This is a genomic window from Prevotella herbatica, assembly GCF_017347605.1.
GTDB lineage: Bacteria > Bacteroidota > Bacteroidia > Bacteroidales > Bacteroidaceae > Prevotella > Prevotella herbatica.
The window spans coordinates 2,844,149-2,862,383 of the sequence record NZ_AP024484.1 but is presented as its reverse complement, the minus strand read 5'-3'; the positions used below and the strand labels follow the sequence as shown (position 1 = coordinate 2,862,383).

Here is an 18,235-nt window from a genome sequence, read left to right as displayed (position 1 = left end):
GCAACAAAAGAAGAAAAATATCAAAATGCTTTGTTTTTTATCATTTTAGCGTCACTCTATCACGATTCTTTCACTATCTGTTGTCACTTTCACTTTTCCAAGACTATTAAGCAGTTCCACAGTTTCTTGAATACTTCCCTTACGTTCGGCCGCAAAATTAAGCCTTATATCTTTAAGTGCTGAATTCTTAAACACCACTTTTCTATTATACCATCTGCCAAGGGCATACATAATGTCTTCCAACCGCTTGTTATCATAATAAAACACGCCATCGCTCCAAGCTGTCGTTTCATCCGTATTTACCTTCTTTATATCTGCCTTACCTGCAATATTCATTCGATACTGCTGACCTGGAATTATATTCGTGACTTTGCCAGAAGACATGTTTTTCACTTCCACCTTTCCCTCAACAAGAGCCACAGACGCTTCCGTACCGGGATATGCCTTCACGTCAAAAACAGTTCCCAGCACACGTGTCCTGATTTTATCCGTCTCAACAATAAAAGGATGATGCTTATTTTTGCTTACTTTAAAAAGAGCTTCACCAGATAGTTTTACGATTCTGTCTGTTCCCGTAAAACCATGAGGGTATTCTATAGAACTGTTATCATTAAGAACGATTTCTGTTCCATCTGCCAGATTTATCGTCATTGTCTCACCACTTCCAGTTTCCACTTTGGATATTTTATCTGCGGATTCACCAATACCAGAAAAATAATTATAACCGAAGACCAATGCGATCATGGCTGCAGCCCCAACAATAGCACTTATAACATATCCCATAAAATGACGGTGTTCAGAAGTTTCATTTACATCCTCTTCATTTATGATTTTTTCCAATTCACCATTAACATCAGGAACAGGCATAGTGGCTTCCAGCATACTACGTTGTACTGCTGCAAGTAACCGAAGACTTTTCTGTATTTCCTCATCATTCTCCAACATAGAAACTTCTTCTTCTGATAATTCCACATTTTCTGTTGTGGATTTCATCACCTTCATGGCAATATCCTCACTCGTAATATCTTTCATAATTTATCAGTTGTCTATGTATTAATACGTTTCAGGCTCAAAATCGGTGGCAATGTCATCAGGGCTTTTTCCGGCATACTTGTCACGCAAAATCTTAAGAGCCTTCATGATATGACGTTTTACGGTGTCATGATGAATTCCCATCTGCTTTGCCACCTCATCATACTTCAAATGTTCAACATAGCATTTATACAGTATAGTACGAGTGGGTTCAGGCAACAACTTCATCATGGCTTCTATCTGTAACTGCTGATTATAATGTACAGAATCCTGTACATAAGCTTCATCCACAGATCGAATATAGTATTTGGCATATTTTGATGCTACAACATTACAGCGCAGGAAGTCTATACACTTACGGCGGACTGCCACCATAAGCATACTTGACATATTTTCCTGCTGCCAATCAGGCCAATGTTCCCATACGCGAGCAAACACTTCACTCACGATATCCTTGCTTGCTTCAGGTTGTCTGGTTATCTGTAAAGAATAATAATACAGATGTTTATACTCCTTAGTAAACAAATGTCTGAAATCATCACGTTGTTTAGCCGAATACATCAAAATCTTATTTGGAAATTCTTTCTAAATGTGCAAATTTACAAATTATTCAGAGAACTGGCAAACAAAGATTAAAGTTTATTTTATACTGTTAAGCAGGTCTATTTCTTTAACATAGCTTCAACCTCACAGGCAAGTGACGTGCACAGAGAAACCTTCTTATTCACCGCGTTCAGTATATCGACAGCTTTCCTCAAAGAAGACACCGCAAAGAAATTAATTTGCGCTCTCTCTGTAGAAGAATCTTAGGGGGAAATTTGCTTGATCAGTTTGAACAAGAACTCTATTAAACATCATTTACGGTAGATAAGAACAATATCATCTAATTTCATATCAAAGTCATTAGTAAACAACTGAATTATTTTCGGTTGTTTTCCCTTTTTGATATCTATTAGATGATACGGGCAATAATTTCTGCTTTGCGGAAGATGAGGGATTCAAACCCCCGATACCCCGAAAAGGGTATACCGGATTTCGAGTCCAGCGCATTCGGTCACTCTGCCAATCTTCCAATAAATGTCATGCAAAAGTAATAAAAAAAACGGAAACAGACTATCATCGATAATTGAAGTTATCGTATTTAACAGATATTACACATACACTATTCAAAAGAAAGTTTCTTTAATCTGCTTTTCAACAACTCAGCCTCACTTTTACGAATTCTCAATGTCATGCTACATGTATTATCAAACTTTTGATCAATAATTTTAGGTTGAAGTTCCTTAACAATTCGCATTACGTCGTTCATCATCGGATAAGTGAAATCATACTTTATAGTTTCCTCTACTTGACGTATTTCTATGTTAGCATTCGATATAGATTCAGCTGCAGCAGCACGATAAGCAACAATTAATCCACCAGTACCAAGATTCACTCCGCCATAATATCTCACCACAACGATAAGAATATCAGTAAGTTCAGCACTATTTATCTGACCCAGTATAGGTTTTCCTGCTGTAGAACTCGGTTCTCCATCATCATTTGCTCTAAACTCTTCCCTGTCAGGTCCAAGCATATAAGCATAACAACAATGCCGTGCATCATAGTATTTCCTACGATACACAGCAATTATATCCTTTGCTTCATCAACCGATTCTATGTGATGCGCAAAAGCGAGAAACTTACTTCTCTTTTCAGTGTAACACCCCTCGCCTATTTTTATATTGTCTATAGTTTTATATTGATCTTCTGTCATTTATTGTAATTTATGAATAACTAAGCCACTACGCAACTTTGGTTCAAACCAAGTAGCTTTAGGTGGCATAATCTTTCCACTGTCAGCAATATCCATTATCTGTTTCATGCTTACAGGATAAAGGGCTAAAGCTATGCGCATCTCTCCATTGTCAACACGGCGTTTAAGTTCTTTCAGTCCACGCAATCCACCAACAAAATCAATTCTTTTGTCAGAGCGCAAATCTTTAATACCGAGTATATCATCAAGAATCAATCTGCTGGAAATGTCAACATCAAGAACTCCGATAGGATCTGCGTCATCGTATGTTTCTCTTTTTGCAATCAAACTATACCATTCACCATCAAGATATAAAGAGAACTCATGCAACTGCTTAGGTCTATATTCTGCATTTCCCATCAAAGTTACTTCGAAGTTCTTTTTCAGAGCCGCAATAAATTGTTCAGCTGTCAAACCGTTTAAGTCTTTTACGACCCTGTTGTAATCTAGGATTGTCAGCTGACTAGCCTGAAAGCATACAGCCATAAAATAATTATACTCTTCCTTACCTGTATGATTAACGTTCTGCTTTGCCTTCTCTGCACCAACAAGTGCGGCAGCTGCCGAACGATGGTGTCCGTCAGCAATATAAAGACTTTGCATCTTGCTAAATTCGGTTGTTATAACTGCTATATCAGAATCATCAGACACCACCCAAAACTGATGTCTGAATCCATCAACAGGAGCAATAAAGTCATATTCAGGTTGGGTACCTGCATACTTGTTTATAATTGCATCCAACACATCATTATCTGGATAAGCAAAAAACACCGGCTCGATATTGGCATTACAAACACGCACATGCTTCATTCTATCTTCCTCCTTGTCACGACGTGTTAGCTCATGCTTCTTTATCACTCCGTTAAGGTAATCATTTACATACGCACCAACAACTAAACCATACTGGGTTTTACCATTCATTGTCTGTGCATAAATATAATAGTGTTCATCATCGTCTTGGACTAGCCAACCTTTTTTTTGAAACTTATCGAAATGTTCAGCTGCACTCTCATAAACTCTTGCATCATATTCACTTGTACCTGGATCGAAATTAATTTCAGGCTTTATAATATGATAAAGACTTTTTTCATTGTTGCCAGCTTCCTCGCGAGCCTCTTCTGAATTAAGAACATCATAAGGACGGCTCTCGATCTGTTCCACAAGATTTTTTGGAGGGCGCACTCCTCTAAAAGGTTTAATAATTGCCATGGTAATGGATCTAAAATAATGTATGAAAAAAAATCCTACCCATGTCATAATTATAATTAAAGAGACGTGGGTAGGATATATAAGAATCTTACTTGTTTACCTTGAACTTTGTACAACCATCCTTAAAGAAAGCATTAATCTGCTTTGCGGCAGCGATACCAGCATTTACATTTGCCTCTGCTGTCTGCGCACCCATCTTCTTAGGTGTTGAGAAATAACGACCTTCAAACTTCTTGAAATCTTCATCTGCATCAGGCTTGATATCAGTAATGTATTTCAAATCCTCACGCTCAGCAAGCAACTTAATAAGCTCAGGCTCATTGATTACTTCCTTACGTGCTGTATTGATTAGGATACCACCCTTAGGCATTTGATTTACAGTTGCGTAATTAATGCTCTTTATAGTCTCTGGAGTAGCTGGAATGTGAAGAGAAACGATGTCACAAGTCTGGAACAATTCGTTTTGGCTCTTTGCAGCGTGTACACCAGCAGCTTCAATAACGTCTGCAGGACAGAAAGCATCAAAAGCATAAACATCCATACCAAAGCCTTTTGCTACACGTGCAACATTACGACCTACATTACCAAATGCCAATATGCCGATTTTCTTATCCTTGAGTTCAGAACCAGCTTTGCCATTATAGAAATTACGAACTGTATAGACCAACAATCCGAATACCAATTCAGCAACTGCGTTTGAATTCTGTCCAGGAGTATTCTCAGCAACGACATTATTAGCTGTTGCGGCAGCAAGATCAATATTATCATATCCTGCACCTGCACGAACAACAATCTTCAAGTTCTTTGCAGCCTCAAGCACTTCGGCATCAACTTTGTCAGAACGGATAATCATTGCGTCAGCATCTTTAACTGCATCAAGCAACTGAGCCTTATCAGTGTATTTTTCAAGCAAAGCAAGTTCATTACCTGCTGCTTCAACTTCTTTTTTTATACCTTCAACAGCTGCAGCTGCGAAAGGTTTTTCTGTTGCAACTAAAACTTTCATAGTCTTGTATTATTAAATGAATATAGGGCGAATCAACATCCGCCCTATTACTCTGATTATTATTATTAATATTTTGCCTCAAAATCCTTCATGGCCTGAACAAGGGCGTTCACACCTTCCATAGTCATTGCATTATAGCAACTTGCACGGAAACCACCGACAGAACGGTGACCCTTAACACCAACCATACCACGCTCTGTAGCAAATTCCAAGAACGGCTTTTCAAGTTCAGCATATTCATCATTCATTACGAAGCAAATATTCATCAATGAACGAGAATCATTCTCAACTGTACCCTTAAATAGCTTATTACGATCAATCTCTGTGTACAAAGCCTCTGCACGCTCATGAGCACGCTTGTCAGCAGCCTCAAGACCACCATTTTTCTTCAACCATCTCAAGTTTTCCATCATAGAATAGATTGGAACAACAGGAGGAGTGTTAAACATAGAGCCCTTATCTACATGAGTGCGATAGTCCATCATTGTAGGCAATTCTCTTGGAGCTTTTCCAAGTTCATCATCCTTAACAATAATAACAGTAACACCAGCCATAGAAATATTTTTCTGAGCACCAGCATAGATAGCTTTATATTTGCTAACATCAATAGGGCGACTCATTATATCAGAACTCATATCCGCAATAAGAGGAACATTTACATCTAGTTCCTTGCGAATTTCAGTTCCATAAATTGTATTATTTGTACATATGTGCAAGTAATCAACATCTGCAGGTACTTTGGATTCAAAGCCTTTTGGATAGAAAGTATAATTAGCATCAGCCGATGAAGCGATCTCTATAACCTCTCCAAAATGTTTTGCTTCTTTGATAGCCTTCTTTGCCCATACACCGGAATTAACATAAGCTGCTTTCTTAATCAAGAAGTTTGCCGGTATCTGCATGAACTGCAAGGACGCACCACCACCAAGAAAAATTATAGAATAGCCTTCTGGAATATCTAATAGTTCCTTAAATAAGGCTACACTCTCGTCAACAACGGGCTGGAAATCCTTAGCACGATGGCTAATCTCCATTAATGAAAGACCGCTGCCATTGAAATCCAAAATTTGCTTAGCTGTGTTCTCAATCACCTCACGTGGAAGAATTGATGGACCTGCATTAAAGTTGTACTTCTTCATCTGAATGTATTTTTAAAGATTTATCAATTACGTGATAATTTTTAGTTTTTACGCATGCGAAATTACACTTTTATTTTTAGTTGGGCAAATTATTTAGCAATAATTTAGCTATTGCGTCTTATTTCTTTCAATTTGTAATATACTACTATATTTTTCTTCAGCAAAAGCGAATATTAATACACTAATACGTGAATTTTTTATCTCACTTCCTCTACAATAGTTTTTACGCCTTTAATTTTTTCTCCGCTTGTCAGCTTCAATACTACCTGAAGTTTTTGTCTTGCAACTGCAGCATAAGCAAATCTTTCCTGCACATCTATCTTTCCTATTTCATCTTTTTTAAGTCCCGCATTCTTGCATAAAAATCCAACAATATCGCCCTTACTTATCTTGTCTTTTTTGCCTTTTCCGATATATATTGTCGACATTTTAGGCAATGCTGGCTTCGGTAATTCTTCTGGTATTTCGTAACTATCAACTTCAGCATCTACATACTCAGGAACATGTTCCAGTGAGTTTAATATGAAGAAACTACGTCCCATTTTATCCCAACGGGCAGTTCTTCCTACACGATGAATATATCCGTCTTCACTTTCTGGTATATGATAGTGTACTATGTTGTCAATATTAGGAATATCAAGTCCACGGCTAGCGAGGTCAGTGCTCACAAACACGTTTGCACTTCCGTTAGAGAATTTATAAAGCGCATCTTCACGCTGTTTCTGTTCCATTCCACCATGGAAGTAACTGATGCTAAATCCCGCATCACGAAGAAATTCAGCTGTGCGCTCAACAGAATCACGGAAATTTAGGAACACAATACTACTCTGGCTGCCGAATGTCAATAATAGTTGTCGCAATGTCTCCAACTTATCCTTATCCGGACTTTCCACTTTGTATATATGCACACGATCAGGAACTTGCTCTGAATCAGGAAGGAAGTTAAGTGTTGTAAAGTTGTTATTGATAATTTTCTGGTCTTTCAGTTCCTCTGCTGGCGTTGCCGAAAGAAGAATACTTCTTACATCACTAGGCAATTTAGAAATCAAAGACTGCATCTCATCATGGAAACCCATTTCAAGACACTTGTCAAATTCATCAAGTACAAGATACTTAATATTGTCTGATAATATATTAAACTTATCAAGATGATCATTTAGTCTTCCGGGTGTTGCAAAGACAATCTGTGGTTTCACCTCACGCAACTTTCTATGTTCATCCATCGTAGGGCGACCGCCATAGCAAGCCATTCCACGAAGTCCGCTTCCCATGTCTTTAAGTACATTAGCAGACTGCAAAGCAAGTTCACGTCCTGGAACGACAACTACCGCCTGCACTTCGTCACTACTAGCATCTACAAGTTGAGAAAGTGGAAGAAGGTATGAAAGAGTCTTTCCTGAACCCGTAGGTGAAAGAAGTACTATATCATCTTTGCCATTAAGCAAGGCATCTACTGTTGCCTGCTGCATGACGTTCAACTCAATATTGAGTTTATTTATAATTTTATCTATATTCATAATAATTTATCTATTTCATCAAACTGCTTACCCATATTCAGATTTAAGTAAATGGTGTATAATGGTAAAGCCCATTTACTTTTCTGTTCTGGTGCAAGTGCTCTATATCTCTCAAGATAAGGCATTGCATTGCGATAGCAGTCTAATATTTTATTTCGTTTTTTCTGACTCATCTGTAAATTCTTGTCTAATTCCACGGCTTGATTAAACCATGAAAGGCCAGCATTCAGATATGCATCAGCAAGAGTGTCATTCTTAGCTATAAGACTTTTAGAGATATCAAGACACTCTGAATACTTACCTTGCAGCAAAAGCACATTACTCTTGGCATATCTGAATAGCACACTGGTACTATCTGACTTCAAGGCTGTATCGCATATTTTCAAAGCCTCTTCATATTGATTCTGCTGCACGTAGTTATCAATAAGTCGAGGAAAGAAGAATGAGAATGTAGGGTATTTTTCAAAACCATCCCATAATGTCTTAATGTATCTTACTGTATCATTCTCAAGTTTATATGTCTCTGCTAGATATTGCAGCATCAAATTTTCATGTGCAATATCTTTCAGTGCCAAATAAGTATGTCTAAGTGTTGCTTGCGGATCTTTTAGTTTGTATCCACAATACACCGCCCAATATGCTGCCTGAGGAAGATTTTTATCACGGGAAGCATATTTGTATTTAGCAAACATTGGATTAGCAGAGCAATCAATATAAGTATTAAAGAAATCATAAGCTCGCAGATAATCCTGTTTCTTTATGAAATATACACCTCCATAATAGAGGTTAGGTCTATACTGATTAAGAAGTTCAGCACTATGATCACGATATTTTAACTTAATGCGTCCCTTAGCATCAGGCTTCATATCCAAAGAATCCAAACCTTCCAATGTAGCGAACATTCTTTTTGTAAGATTAAACAGTGATGCCGTATCATATTTCTGCTTCAGATATAATTTCTCATTACCCTGCTCATACTGTTTTTGCTGAGCATCAAAAAGGGTCATCCATATTTTTTCATTACCCCTGTTTGTTGAGTCTTTCAGCAAATCAGCCATAAGCTTTTCTGCATTATCAAGACTACTACCGCTCTTTATAAAATCGCGAGCCTGTGATATTGCCTTTTTCTGCCCCATTACACATTGTGGCAGAAAAAATATCAATATGTATAAAATATACTTTCTCATTATCTTATAACCTTATTAATATATTCAAGCATTTGCTTCCACTCCACGATATCCTGTTTAGGATCAAGTATCGAAGCTTCAGCAATCCATTTTTTTGCATTTTGCAATAACTCTCTATATCTAATATCATCTGTTTTTCTAAACCGCAATTTACCAACTTGTATACTATCCTTTAACTGTTTGGCATCATCAAAATAACATTTTCCTATATTAAATACGGCTGGCACATAAGTGCTATCAATATCACGTGCATGTTTAAAACTCTCAATAGCGTTACTCCAATGCTTATTTTTCTGTTCAGCTTCGCCTTTCAACACCCATGCCAGTTTATTTTCAGGATGCTTTTCTGTTTCACTTACTGCAAACTGCAAGACTTCGCGTTCATGTCCATGTACAGAAAAGTAATCAGCAAGCATTTTAAAATATGCTATATTCTCAGGCATCTTATCATAAAGATCCATCAACTCTGACACATACTTCAACGAATCAGCTTTCGTCACAAGTTGTTTACTAATACAGTTAATCTTTATTTCAGCTGCATCGTGTGCAAAATTTGCATCCTTCAATGCCAAGTCTGCATAACGTTTGGCATTATCATAATCCTCTTTTCCAAAAGAAAGCAGACTCACATAATATGCTACAAGTCCAACATTCTGGTTTTCCTTTTGGAACAGAGGTCCATCGGTGCAATCAAGATACAACTTTAAGATTTCCATGGCATCGTCGTTTTTCCTGCGACTATATTCATACATTCCTGCATCAATGAGCGGAGAAAGAAACTTTGACAATCGTTTTGAATTGTCAAGCCTATAATGTAATTTTATTCTGCCTTTAGAATCAGCTTTTGAATCGAAGTAATCGCATAACACAGCCGTTTTCATCAGTTTAACGACATCTTCATAATATGATAATGAGTCATCATTTATTGACGGCATATCATTAAGCATTTTGTCTATTTCTGTGTTTAGTCGTTTTGCAGTATTCTGCATATCTTGCCCAAAGCACGTCATAAACGATGACATACAAAATGATATTGTTATTATAAGAAAACAGCGTTTCATAAAGATAAATAGAGCATAACCTGCGGAGGAAAACTCCACGGTAATGCTCTATTTTTATTAAAAAAGAATTACTTGTTCAAAGATTCCATTTCCTTTGTACGACTGTCTGCTGCGCCATAAAGGCTGTAGTAAACAGAGTAAAGGGGGTAACTCCAGTTAGCCTTCTCACGGTTTGGATCCAAGCTGCGTGCTTTCTCCAAGTAGTCCTGGCTCTCTTTGTAAAGTTTCTGCTGTTCAGCCTTGTTACCGTTGATAGAACCAGCCTGTGCATTAAGACAGAAACCAAGATATGTAAGAACAACAACATTCTTGTCATCCTTTATAATAGCTTTCTTGAAGCACTCTACAGCCTGTTCTGGCTTGTTTGTGTTCATGAAGTTCTGTCCCTTCAAAGCCCATGCGATAGAATTCTCAGGATCAGCAGCTATTTTGTCAGCAATAAGCTTATCCTGCTCAGCTGTCATCTTAAGACTACCATACATGTTTACAAGTGTTGCAAAAATCTGGTCATTCTTTGAGTCCTTAGCATTAAGACCTTTCAGTGTCTCAACATACTGAAGAGAATCAGCCTTTGACTTCAAACCCTGCTGCATAAGATACATCTTCAAATTAAGTGCATCCTTGTAAACGGCAGTGTCCTGCATAGCTACATCAACATACTTGTTTGCCAAGTCCATCTGCTTGTTCTGGAAAGCATAAACACCAGCTACACGAGCAACCTCACCTAGATACTGATCAGGCATCTTTGTATGGTCAATGCTTCTAAACAAAGGATTAACAGCACTCTCTACATACATACCAAAGTATTTCAATGCAGTAGCCTGATCATTCTTCTGACCTGCAGCCTGTCCGGCATTGATAAGATTAGCACGCAAACCATATAGGCGAGTAGCGTTAGAAGACTCAAACTTAGGTTTGATTTTACCACTATCGTTTGGCTTCTGGTCAAACTCATTACAAGCTATAGCACTGTTGATTGCATCAAAAAGTGCATTATTGTAGCCTGTTGTATCATAAGCAACTTCCTTACCCTGACCAAACTGTTTTGCCATCTGGTTAGAAGTAATTGTAGCTTGCTCCTTGGTGACTTTTTCCATTGCCAAATCAACAAGTTTATTGTAAGCCTTAGCCTTTTCTGCGTCATTAACCAACTGGTTTAAGTTAGTCTTCAGCAGTGTTTCTGCATCAGCATAAGTCTTTGCCTTAAGTATCGCCTTTAAAGGTTCGCTGTCGCCGGCAAAAGCAGCAGATGTACCTAGTAGCATCAAAGCTGCGATCATTAACTTTCTCATAATTACGTTTTTATATTAAAAGGTTTGTTATTCTTGAGTTTCTTCGTCGTCGAAGTCTACCAAAGGAGCCTGCTCTTCAACTTCATCTTCATCAGAAGATTCAGACTGAGTATCCTTCTTTATCTCTTCAGTTTTGTTTGCCCATTGAGCACGGCTTTCTTCCTCAATAGTGACTTCCAATTCAGAACTCATCACCTTGCATACGCTAGCAATCACATCATTTTTCTTTGCTAGATTGATAAGGCGAACGCCCTGAGTAGCACGTCCCATAATTCGGACATCTGCAACTGCTAAACGAATAACGATTCCGCTCTTGTTGATAATCATAAGATCATTATCGTCGGTAACATTCTTTATGCTTACCAAGCGACCTGTCTTATCGGTTATAGACATTGTCTTAACACCCTTACCACCACGATTCGTGATACGATAGTCTTCAACAAAACTGCGCTTACCATAGCCCTGTTCACTTACTACCATGACAGTTTCATTTTCAGCGTCGTTTACGGTTATCATACCTATAACATCATCGTTCTCTGCGTCAAGTCGCATACCTCTTACACCTGTAGCGGTACGTCCCATTGTACGTATTGCATTCTCGTTGAAGCGAACGGCACGACCGTTACGGTTTGCGATAATCAACTCGTTATTACCGTTAGTAAGGCGTACGTCTACAACCTCGTCACCCTCTGCGATATTTATGGCAATGACACCATTTGCACGTGGGCGGCTATAAGCCTCAAGACTTGTCTTCTTAACAGTACCGTTCTTAGTTGCGAAGATAACGTAGTGACTATTATTGAACTCTTCATCGTTAAGACCACTAAGGCGGAGTATAGCGTTCAATGCATCGTCGCTTTCAATATTAAGCATATTCTGTATTGCGCGTCCCTTACTATTGCGGTCGCCCTCAGGAATTTCATAGCACTTCAACCAATAGCAACGTCCCTTCTTAGTGAAGAACAACATTGTCTGGTGCATTGTAGCAGGATAGATAAATTCTGTGAAGTCCTGATCACGATGACGTGCACCCTTAGAACCTACTCCACCACGTGCCTGCTCACGGAACTCACTAAGCGGTGTACGCTTAATGTAACCCATGTGGCTGACAGTAATAACAACAGGATCATTTGGATAGAAGTCCTCTGGATTGAATTCCTCGCTAGAATATTTAATTTCAGTACGGCGCTCATCGCCATACTTATCCTTAACCTCGTTAAGCTCATCTTTCATAACCTTCTTGCAAAGTTCTGGATCGTCAAGAATCTGCTGATAATAAGCAATCTGACGCTCTAGTTCTTCATATTCAGCATGTAACTGATCCATACGAAGACCTGTGAGCTGACTTAATCGCATATCCACGATAGCCTTACTCTGCAATTCATCAAGGTTGAAACGCTGTTCCAAGTTCTTCTGAGCCTCAGCAGGAGTCTTGCTTGCACGGATAAGATGAACAACTTCATCAATATTATCGCATGCAATGATAAGTCCTTCAAGGATGTGGGCACGTTCCTGAGCCTTTCTCAAATCATACTTTGTTCTGCGTATAGTTACGTCGTGACGATGCTCTACAAAATACTTCACGCATTCGCGCAAACTAAGCAAACGTGGACGTCCCTTAACAAGAGCGATACAGTTTACAGAGAATGAACTCTGCAATGCAGTCATCTTGAAAAGTTTATTCAGGATTACGTTGGCATTCGCATCTTTCTTTACATCAATTACGATACGCATACCCTGACGACCAGACTCATCATTAGCGTTGCTGATACCATCAATTTTACCTTCCTTTACCAAGTCTGCAATATACTCGATAAGCATCTGCTTGTTTACGCCATAAGGAATTTCAGTAACAACAATCTTGTCATGGCTCTCACCACTCTCTATTTCAGCCTTTGAACGCATGATGATACGACCACGACCAGTCTCATAAGCCTGACGCACGCCCTGAATTCCATAAATGTAAGCACCTGTAGGGAAATCCGGAGCCTTGATGTATTGCATCAATCCGTCCAAGTCTATATCAGGGTTATCAATATATGCGCAACAACCGTCAATTACTTCACAAAGGTTATGAGTAGGCATATTTGTAGCCATACCCACGGCTATACCATTACCACCATTTACCAACAAGTTAGGAATCTTTGTCGGCATAACAGAAGGCTCTAAAAGTGTATCGTCAAAGTTGTTGGTCATGTCTACGGTTTCCTTTTCCAAGTCATCCATCACACGCTCACCCATCTTACTAAGGCGACACTCTGTATAACGCATGGCAGCAGGAGAGTCACCATCTACAGAACCAAAGTTTCCCTGTCCGTCAACTAGCTTATAACGCATGTTCCAGTCCTGTCCCATACGCACAAGTGCTCCGTATACAGATCCATCTCCATGTGGGTGATACTTACCAAGAACTTCACCAACTACACGGGCACATTTCTTGAAAGGTTTGTCACTGGTATTACCAAGTCCCTGCATACCATAAAGGATACGGCGATGAACTGGTTTGAAACCATCACGCACATCCGGTAGTGCACGAGCCACAATAACAGACATAGAATAGTCAATATACGAGGATTTCATTTCTTCCTCGATATTGATTTTCAATATTCTGTCATTATCAATTGTCAGATTTTCGTCCATTGAAATTTATTTGTTATTATTTTATTTTTCTATTTATCAGCTTTAAGCCTAAAAGTAAAAATCAATCAGAATGCCGTTTATTTTCATTCTAAGCGATTTTTAATACTTTTTCAAGGGTGCTAAATTACAACTTTTTTTCGACATAACAATGCGTTAGAAGCAAAAAACGTTCATTTGACGTGTTATTTTCTATAATAATCCAGCAAACCAGCAACAGGGCTTTGATTAATTCTGCTCACAACAAATCCATATTCTTTACACACTTCTTTGAGAATATCTGAAAATACATCTGCAACACTGCCAATAAAACCAATCTTGCTCACCTCGCCGTAAGGCAATATATTGTATTTCATAAAATCAGAAAAATTATCCTTCACAAGTTTTCGTAAAGGTTCCTCATCAATATGCTCGCCAACAAATTTAGACACTGTTGCCAGATAGCGATTTGCCAATGGTTCAGTATACACTTTGCTGATGATGCTGCTATATGTTTGATTTGTCTCTTTAAGATACATGTCCTTTATACGTTCAGGAATCCATCCCTTGAATATTCCGTTCATGAATCTTTTGCCAAGCACTGCCCCGCTGCCTTCGTCACCAAGTATGTAACCCAACGGTGGTGTGTTGGCTGTTATTTCTTTTCCGTCATACAGACAACTGTTTGCACCAGTGCCCAATATGCATGCAATACCACTTTCATGCCCACAGACGGCACGTGCAGCACCAAGTAAATCACCAGCAACCTCAACGTTTTGTAATGGCAAAGAGAATACTTCTCCAAGAATAGTTTGCATTACAGGAATCTTCTCAACGGTACAACCACTGCCATAAAAAGCGATATTCAAGTCAGACGACAAGAATTCTTCACTCATCATGCACAGCACTTCTTCTTTGAGTGTATATTTAATCTCATTAACTTTCTGATGAAATGGATTTATGCCTTGCGACCTGAATGTTCTTGTTATCTCGTTGTTTTTCACAACAAACCAATCGGTTTTGGTACTACCGCTATCAGCTATTATCAACATCGTTTTTGATTATCAATTATTTAACTACAAAAGTAGTGATAAAAAACGAGATTAAAGATAATTATTAAAAAAATATTGCCTTTTAAAGCCTTTATTATTGCCTTTTTATTATTTTTGCATTCATATTTTCATAACAAAGCAAATAATGAACAAGAGAGTCTTACTAATAATTCTACTCATTGCCACGATACTGTCTCCGGCAAGAGCTGTTCTCAAAGAACAAAATCTTGACAACACACTGTCTATTCTACGTTCCGAACTCACAAACTATCGTACAGAACTTGAACGTCAGTCAGGATTTATGAAAGAGCAGCAGACGCAAGTCGTTGACAAACTGTTTGGAATCATGAGCAAGAGCAGTCAAAACTCTCTGATGCTATATTCTCAGCGTCCAGAATATGTGTTTGATTTAGCTTATGCATGCCATGAAGCAACTGAGCAATATCACGATTACAAGAAAAACGTGTTGCCTTTTAGAAACTTCATCACAAAAACAAACTCTGAGATTGCCCGCTATGACAGTCTTATCAACACGTTGAGCAGTGTACATGTAGCATCGCTTAGCAAAAAAGCTTTGATTGACAAGAATGTATGCCTCACGTTGGCTATCAATATCCGTCATACACTAAACGACAACAGCAATCAATTCAAGGACTATATTGGTTATTACCAGATGACAGAAAGCCAACTGAAACATCTTAACGACTATGCAAACAAGCGTTATTCCGAAATACAAAACAACATCTTCAGCAATGCCGGTGATAATTATTTCAAGACTATATCAAAGTTGGGGATAAATGTGAGAGAAACTAGAGAATCTATTGAAACAAAATATTTCATTAAGACTAAAGTGCCATCACAATGGGACTCACGACTGATTTTCGGACTGTTTGCTATAATCTGTTTCTACGGTTTTATAGCCAGCTTAATCAATATTCTGGCTATAAGGTTTCTTATGCCTAAGAGATTCCGCACCAAATGGTTTATGTCTAAACGCACATCCATTATCATGGCTTCTTCTGTGGTGTCACTAGCGGTGATACTAGGACTAACAAGTCTTATCTTCTCCGAGCAAAACTTCATAATCATGGCTAGCGGACTGTTTGTGGAATATACATGGCTGTTAGGTGTGATTCTGATTTCACTACTTCTACGACTTGACGGCAAACAGATTGCAAGCGGATTCAGAATATACTCGCCGTTGATATTTATAGGGTTTGTCGTGATCGCATTCCGTATCATATTGATTCCAAACGATTTAGTAAACATCATCTTCTCGCCTATCCTACTGGTATGCACTATATGGCAATTCTGGGTAATAAGACGACACAACAATAACATTCCAAAGAGTGATGTAGCCTACACATACGCTTCTCTGGTTGTGTTCGTCGTTTCTTTGCTATCTGCATGGAACGGCTATACTCTACTAAGCGTACAACTGCTGATCTGGTGGGTAATGCAGCTCACTTGTATCCTCACAATTACATGTTTACGTGGATGGCTAAAAGGCATCGCCATCAGAAAAGGCTACGAAAACATGGATATCAAGAAGACATGGATGTTCAACTTGATTTATCAGGTTATTCTGCCCATGCTTAGCGTCTATTCGTTTATCATCGCTATATACTGGGCTGCCGATGTGTTCAACCTCAGCGATACCACATGGATGATATTCACGAAAAACTACATCGAAACTAAATGGTTCTCGGCTAGCATATTCTCTATTGCTCAGGTAATCGTCCTGTTCTATCTGTTCTCTTACGGCAACAGATGTTTTAAGGCTTTTCTGAAACTACATTTCGAGAAAGCCGACTACAGTACCGCTGCCAGCAGAAACGTGATGGCAAAGAATCTTGTTCAAGTTATTGTGTGGGGTATATGGTTGATAATCGCACTCGCCATTTTCCATATTGACAACACATGGCTTGTTGTTGTTTCAGGCGGTCTGTCTACCGGTATCGGTTTCGCTATGAAGGATATACTGGAAAACATCTACTACGGTATTTCGTTGATGGCTGGCCGTGTAAAGATTGGCGACTATATCATCTGTGACGGAACTCGTGGCAAAGTTAGTTCAATAAGTTATACTTCAACCATTGTCGAAGCAAATGACGGTTCGGTGATTGCGTTCCAAAACAGTCAGCTCTTTACGAAGAACTACAAGAACATGACAAAGAATCATGGTTACGAGCTTGATAATCTAGAAGTGGGAGTGGCTTATGGAACAGATATACACAAAGTGAAGAAGTTGCTACATGACGAGATTTCAAAACTAGACTGCATCAACAAAGAACGTGACGTGAATATCACCCTAAAGGATTTCGGCGATAGCGCAATCAATCTAAAGATTCTAGTATGGGTTCCTGTGCTATCACAGAGCAATGCCGACGGATGTATTCTTGAATGTATTTATGACACGCTAAACAAATACAATATTGAGATTCCATACCCACAACGTGAAATATCAATTAAGCATTCAGAAATGCAAACAAAATCTTGATGTAAATAAGTTTTACTTCGCCTTCGTTAGAGAAACTACTGGTGCTGCTGTCTTCTTTACTACAGCGGTAGCAGTAGTTTCTATATATCTTTATCTATATCTATATCTTGCGCGGTTGCGCATGCGAGTACTTATTATGCAAAAGTGCGTTTCGTTGATTTCAAAATCAATCTAGATTGAATCTAGATTCATTTTAGCATCAATTACAAATCAATTACGAATCAATTCTGAATCAATTTTTATAAAACAAAACGCTATCGTTTCAAGGCAATAAATTAATCTAATTTGACAAATATTAGTCAAGAAGTGACACTTTAAAATAGCTCATAACACAACATCAGAAAAGGAAAATGGTTTTTATAATTACAAAGTAAAGTAGTTAAATTATTAGTCCATTGTCAGCAATATTTAAAAGTAACTACCCCTACCAGTAATTTCTTTTTTTTAGCTACGAAGCTACGTCTTATACTAATCAGTTGAGATACAATATTTTACAGACTCATCTGACAATATTTAGCTACGTTAAGCTACGTTTTAACTACGTATTTTCTTGCGTTTCTATGTAGAAACAGAAACATTTGATCGTAGAAACGCAAACTTTATATCGTAGAAACGTAATGCATTCCTTCGTAAAACGCAAATCGAAAAATTGATTTTTGAGGGGTAATTATTCAATCCGCATGACTGCTAATTTACAAATCTCTACATAGGGTTTTCAAAAAAATAAGCGTCGAAGTGACTACGACCTAAATATCAGCAAGTTATCTTTCTTTTCTGTATTTTATAGTGTCAATGAAATGTCCTATTTCATAAAACTAGCCATTCTGCA

At 38.3% G+C, this 18,235-nt stretch carries 13 protein-coding genes and 1 tRNA gene; 1 reads left to right on the top strand and 13 read right to left on the bottom strand.

Annotated features, from left to right (window positions below; all coding sequences use genetic code 11):
- Positions 1–51: 51 nt before the first annotated feature.
- The 13 genes from prwr041_RS10770 to prwr041_RS10710 all read right to left on the bottom strand — a co-directional run bounded on the left by prwr041_RS10770 (position 52) and on the right by prwr041_RS10710 (position 14,906).
- On the bottom strand, positions 52–1,032 hold the full coding sequence (locus tag prwr041_RS10770; RefSeq protein WP_207153776.1) for a FecR family protein: 981 nt from the start codon (positions 1,030–1,032) through the stop codon (positions 52–54).
- A gap of 21 nt (positions 1,033–1,053) precedes the next feature.
- Positions 1,054–1,593 (bottom strand): RNA polymerase sigma factor, encoded by a 540-nt coding sequence (locus prwr041_RS10765; RefSeq protein WP_207153775.1) that lies wholly within the window; start codon positions 1,591–1,593, stop codon positions 1,054–1,056.
- A gap of 422 nt (positions 1,594–2,015) precedes the next feature.
- Positions 2,016–2,104: transfer RNA gene (locus prwr041_RS10760), tRNA-Ser, on the bottom strand.
- A gap of 90 nt (positions 2,105–2,194) precedes the next feature.
- Positions 2,195–2,788, bottom strand: coding sequence for an IMPACT family protein (locus prwr041_RS10755; protein WP_207153774.1), 594 nt, complete (start codon positions 2,786–2,788; stop codon positions 2,195–2,197).
- On the bottom strand, positions 2,789–4,036 hold the full coding sequence (locus prwr041_RS10750) for a DUF1015 domain-containing protein (protein WP_207153773.1): 1,248 nt from the start codon (positions 4,034–4,036) through the stop codon (positions 2,789–2,791).
- An 88-nt stretch (positions 4,037–4,124) separates the two neighbouring features.
- Positions 4,125–5,042 carry an NAD(P)-dependent oxidoreductase gene (locus prwr041_RS10745; protein WP_207153772.1) on the bottom strand — a complete coding sequence of 306 codons (918 nt, stop codon included), beginning with the start codon at positions 5,040–5,042 and terminating at the stop codon, positions 4,125–4,127.
- A 65-nt stretch (positions 5,043–5,107) separates the two neighbouring features.
- Complete coding sequence (serC, locus tag prwr041_RS10740; protein ID WP_207153771.1) at positions 5,108–6,181, bottom strand: 3-phosphoserine/phosphohydroxythreonine transaminase; 1,074 nt, start codon at positions 6,179–6,181, stop codon at positions 5,108–5,110.
- Positions 6,182–6,378: 197 nt separating this feature from the next.
- Positions 6,379–7,698, bottom strand: coding sequence for a DEAD/DEAH box helicase (locus tag prwr041_RS10735; protein ID WP_207153770.1), 1,320 nt, complete (start codon positions 7,696–7,698; stop codon positions 6,379–6,381).
- Entirely contained in the window at positions 7,695–8,885 is a 1,191-nt protein-coding gene (locus prwr041_RS10730) for a CDC27 family protein (protein WP_207153769.1), read from the bottom strand. Before prwr041_RS10730 ends, prwr041_RS10735 begins: the two co-directional genes overlap by 4 nt.
- A complete protein-coding gene (locus prwr041_RS10725) occupies positions 8,885–9,907 on the bottom strand; it encodes a tetratricopeptide repeat protein (RefSeq protein ID WP_237072224.1) in 1,023 nt (340 codons plus the stop codon). The genes prwr041_RS10730 and prwr041_RS10725 overlap by 1 nt, the downstream gene beginning before the upstream one ends.
- Positions 9,908–10,014: 107 nt before the next feature.
- Positions 10,015–11,238, bottom strand: coding sequence for a tetratricopeptide repeat protein (locus tag prwr041_RS10720; protein ID WP_237072223.1), 1,224 nt, complete (start codon positions 11,236–11,238; stop codon positions 10,015–10,017).
- Between the two features lie 27 nt (positions 11,239–11,265).
- Positions 11,266–13,878, bottom strand: a complete 2,613-nt coding sequence (gene gyrA / locus prwr041_RS10715; RefSeq protein ID WP_207153768.1) for a DNA gyrase subunit A — start codon at positions 13,876–13,878, stop codon at positions 11,266–11,268.
- A 182-nt stretch (positions 13,879–14,060) separates the two neighbouring features.
- A complete protein-coding gene (locus prwr041_RS10710) occupies positions 14,061–14,906 on the bottom strand; it encodes an ATPase (protein WP_207153767.1) in 846 nt (281 codons plus the stop codon).
- 145 nt (positions 14,907–15,051) lie between these two features.
- Between prwr041_RS10710 and prwr041_RS10705 the strand changes: the two genes are divergently transcribed.
- Positions 15,052–17,406, top strand: coding sequence for a mechanosensitive ion channel family protein (locus prwr041_RS10705; protein ID WP_207153766.1), 2,355 nt, complete (start codon positions 15,052–15,054; stop codon positions 17,404–17,406).
- Positions 17,407–18,235 lie beyond the last annotated feature (829 nt).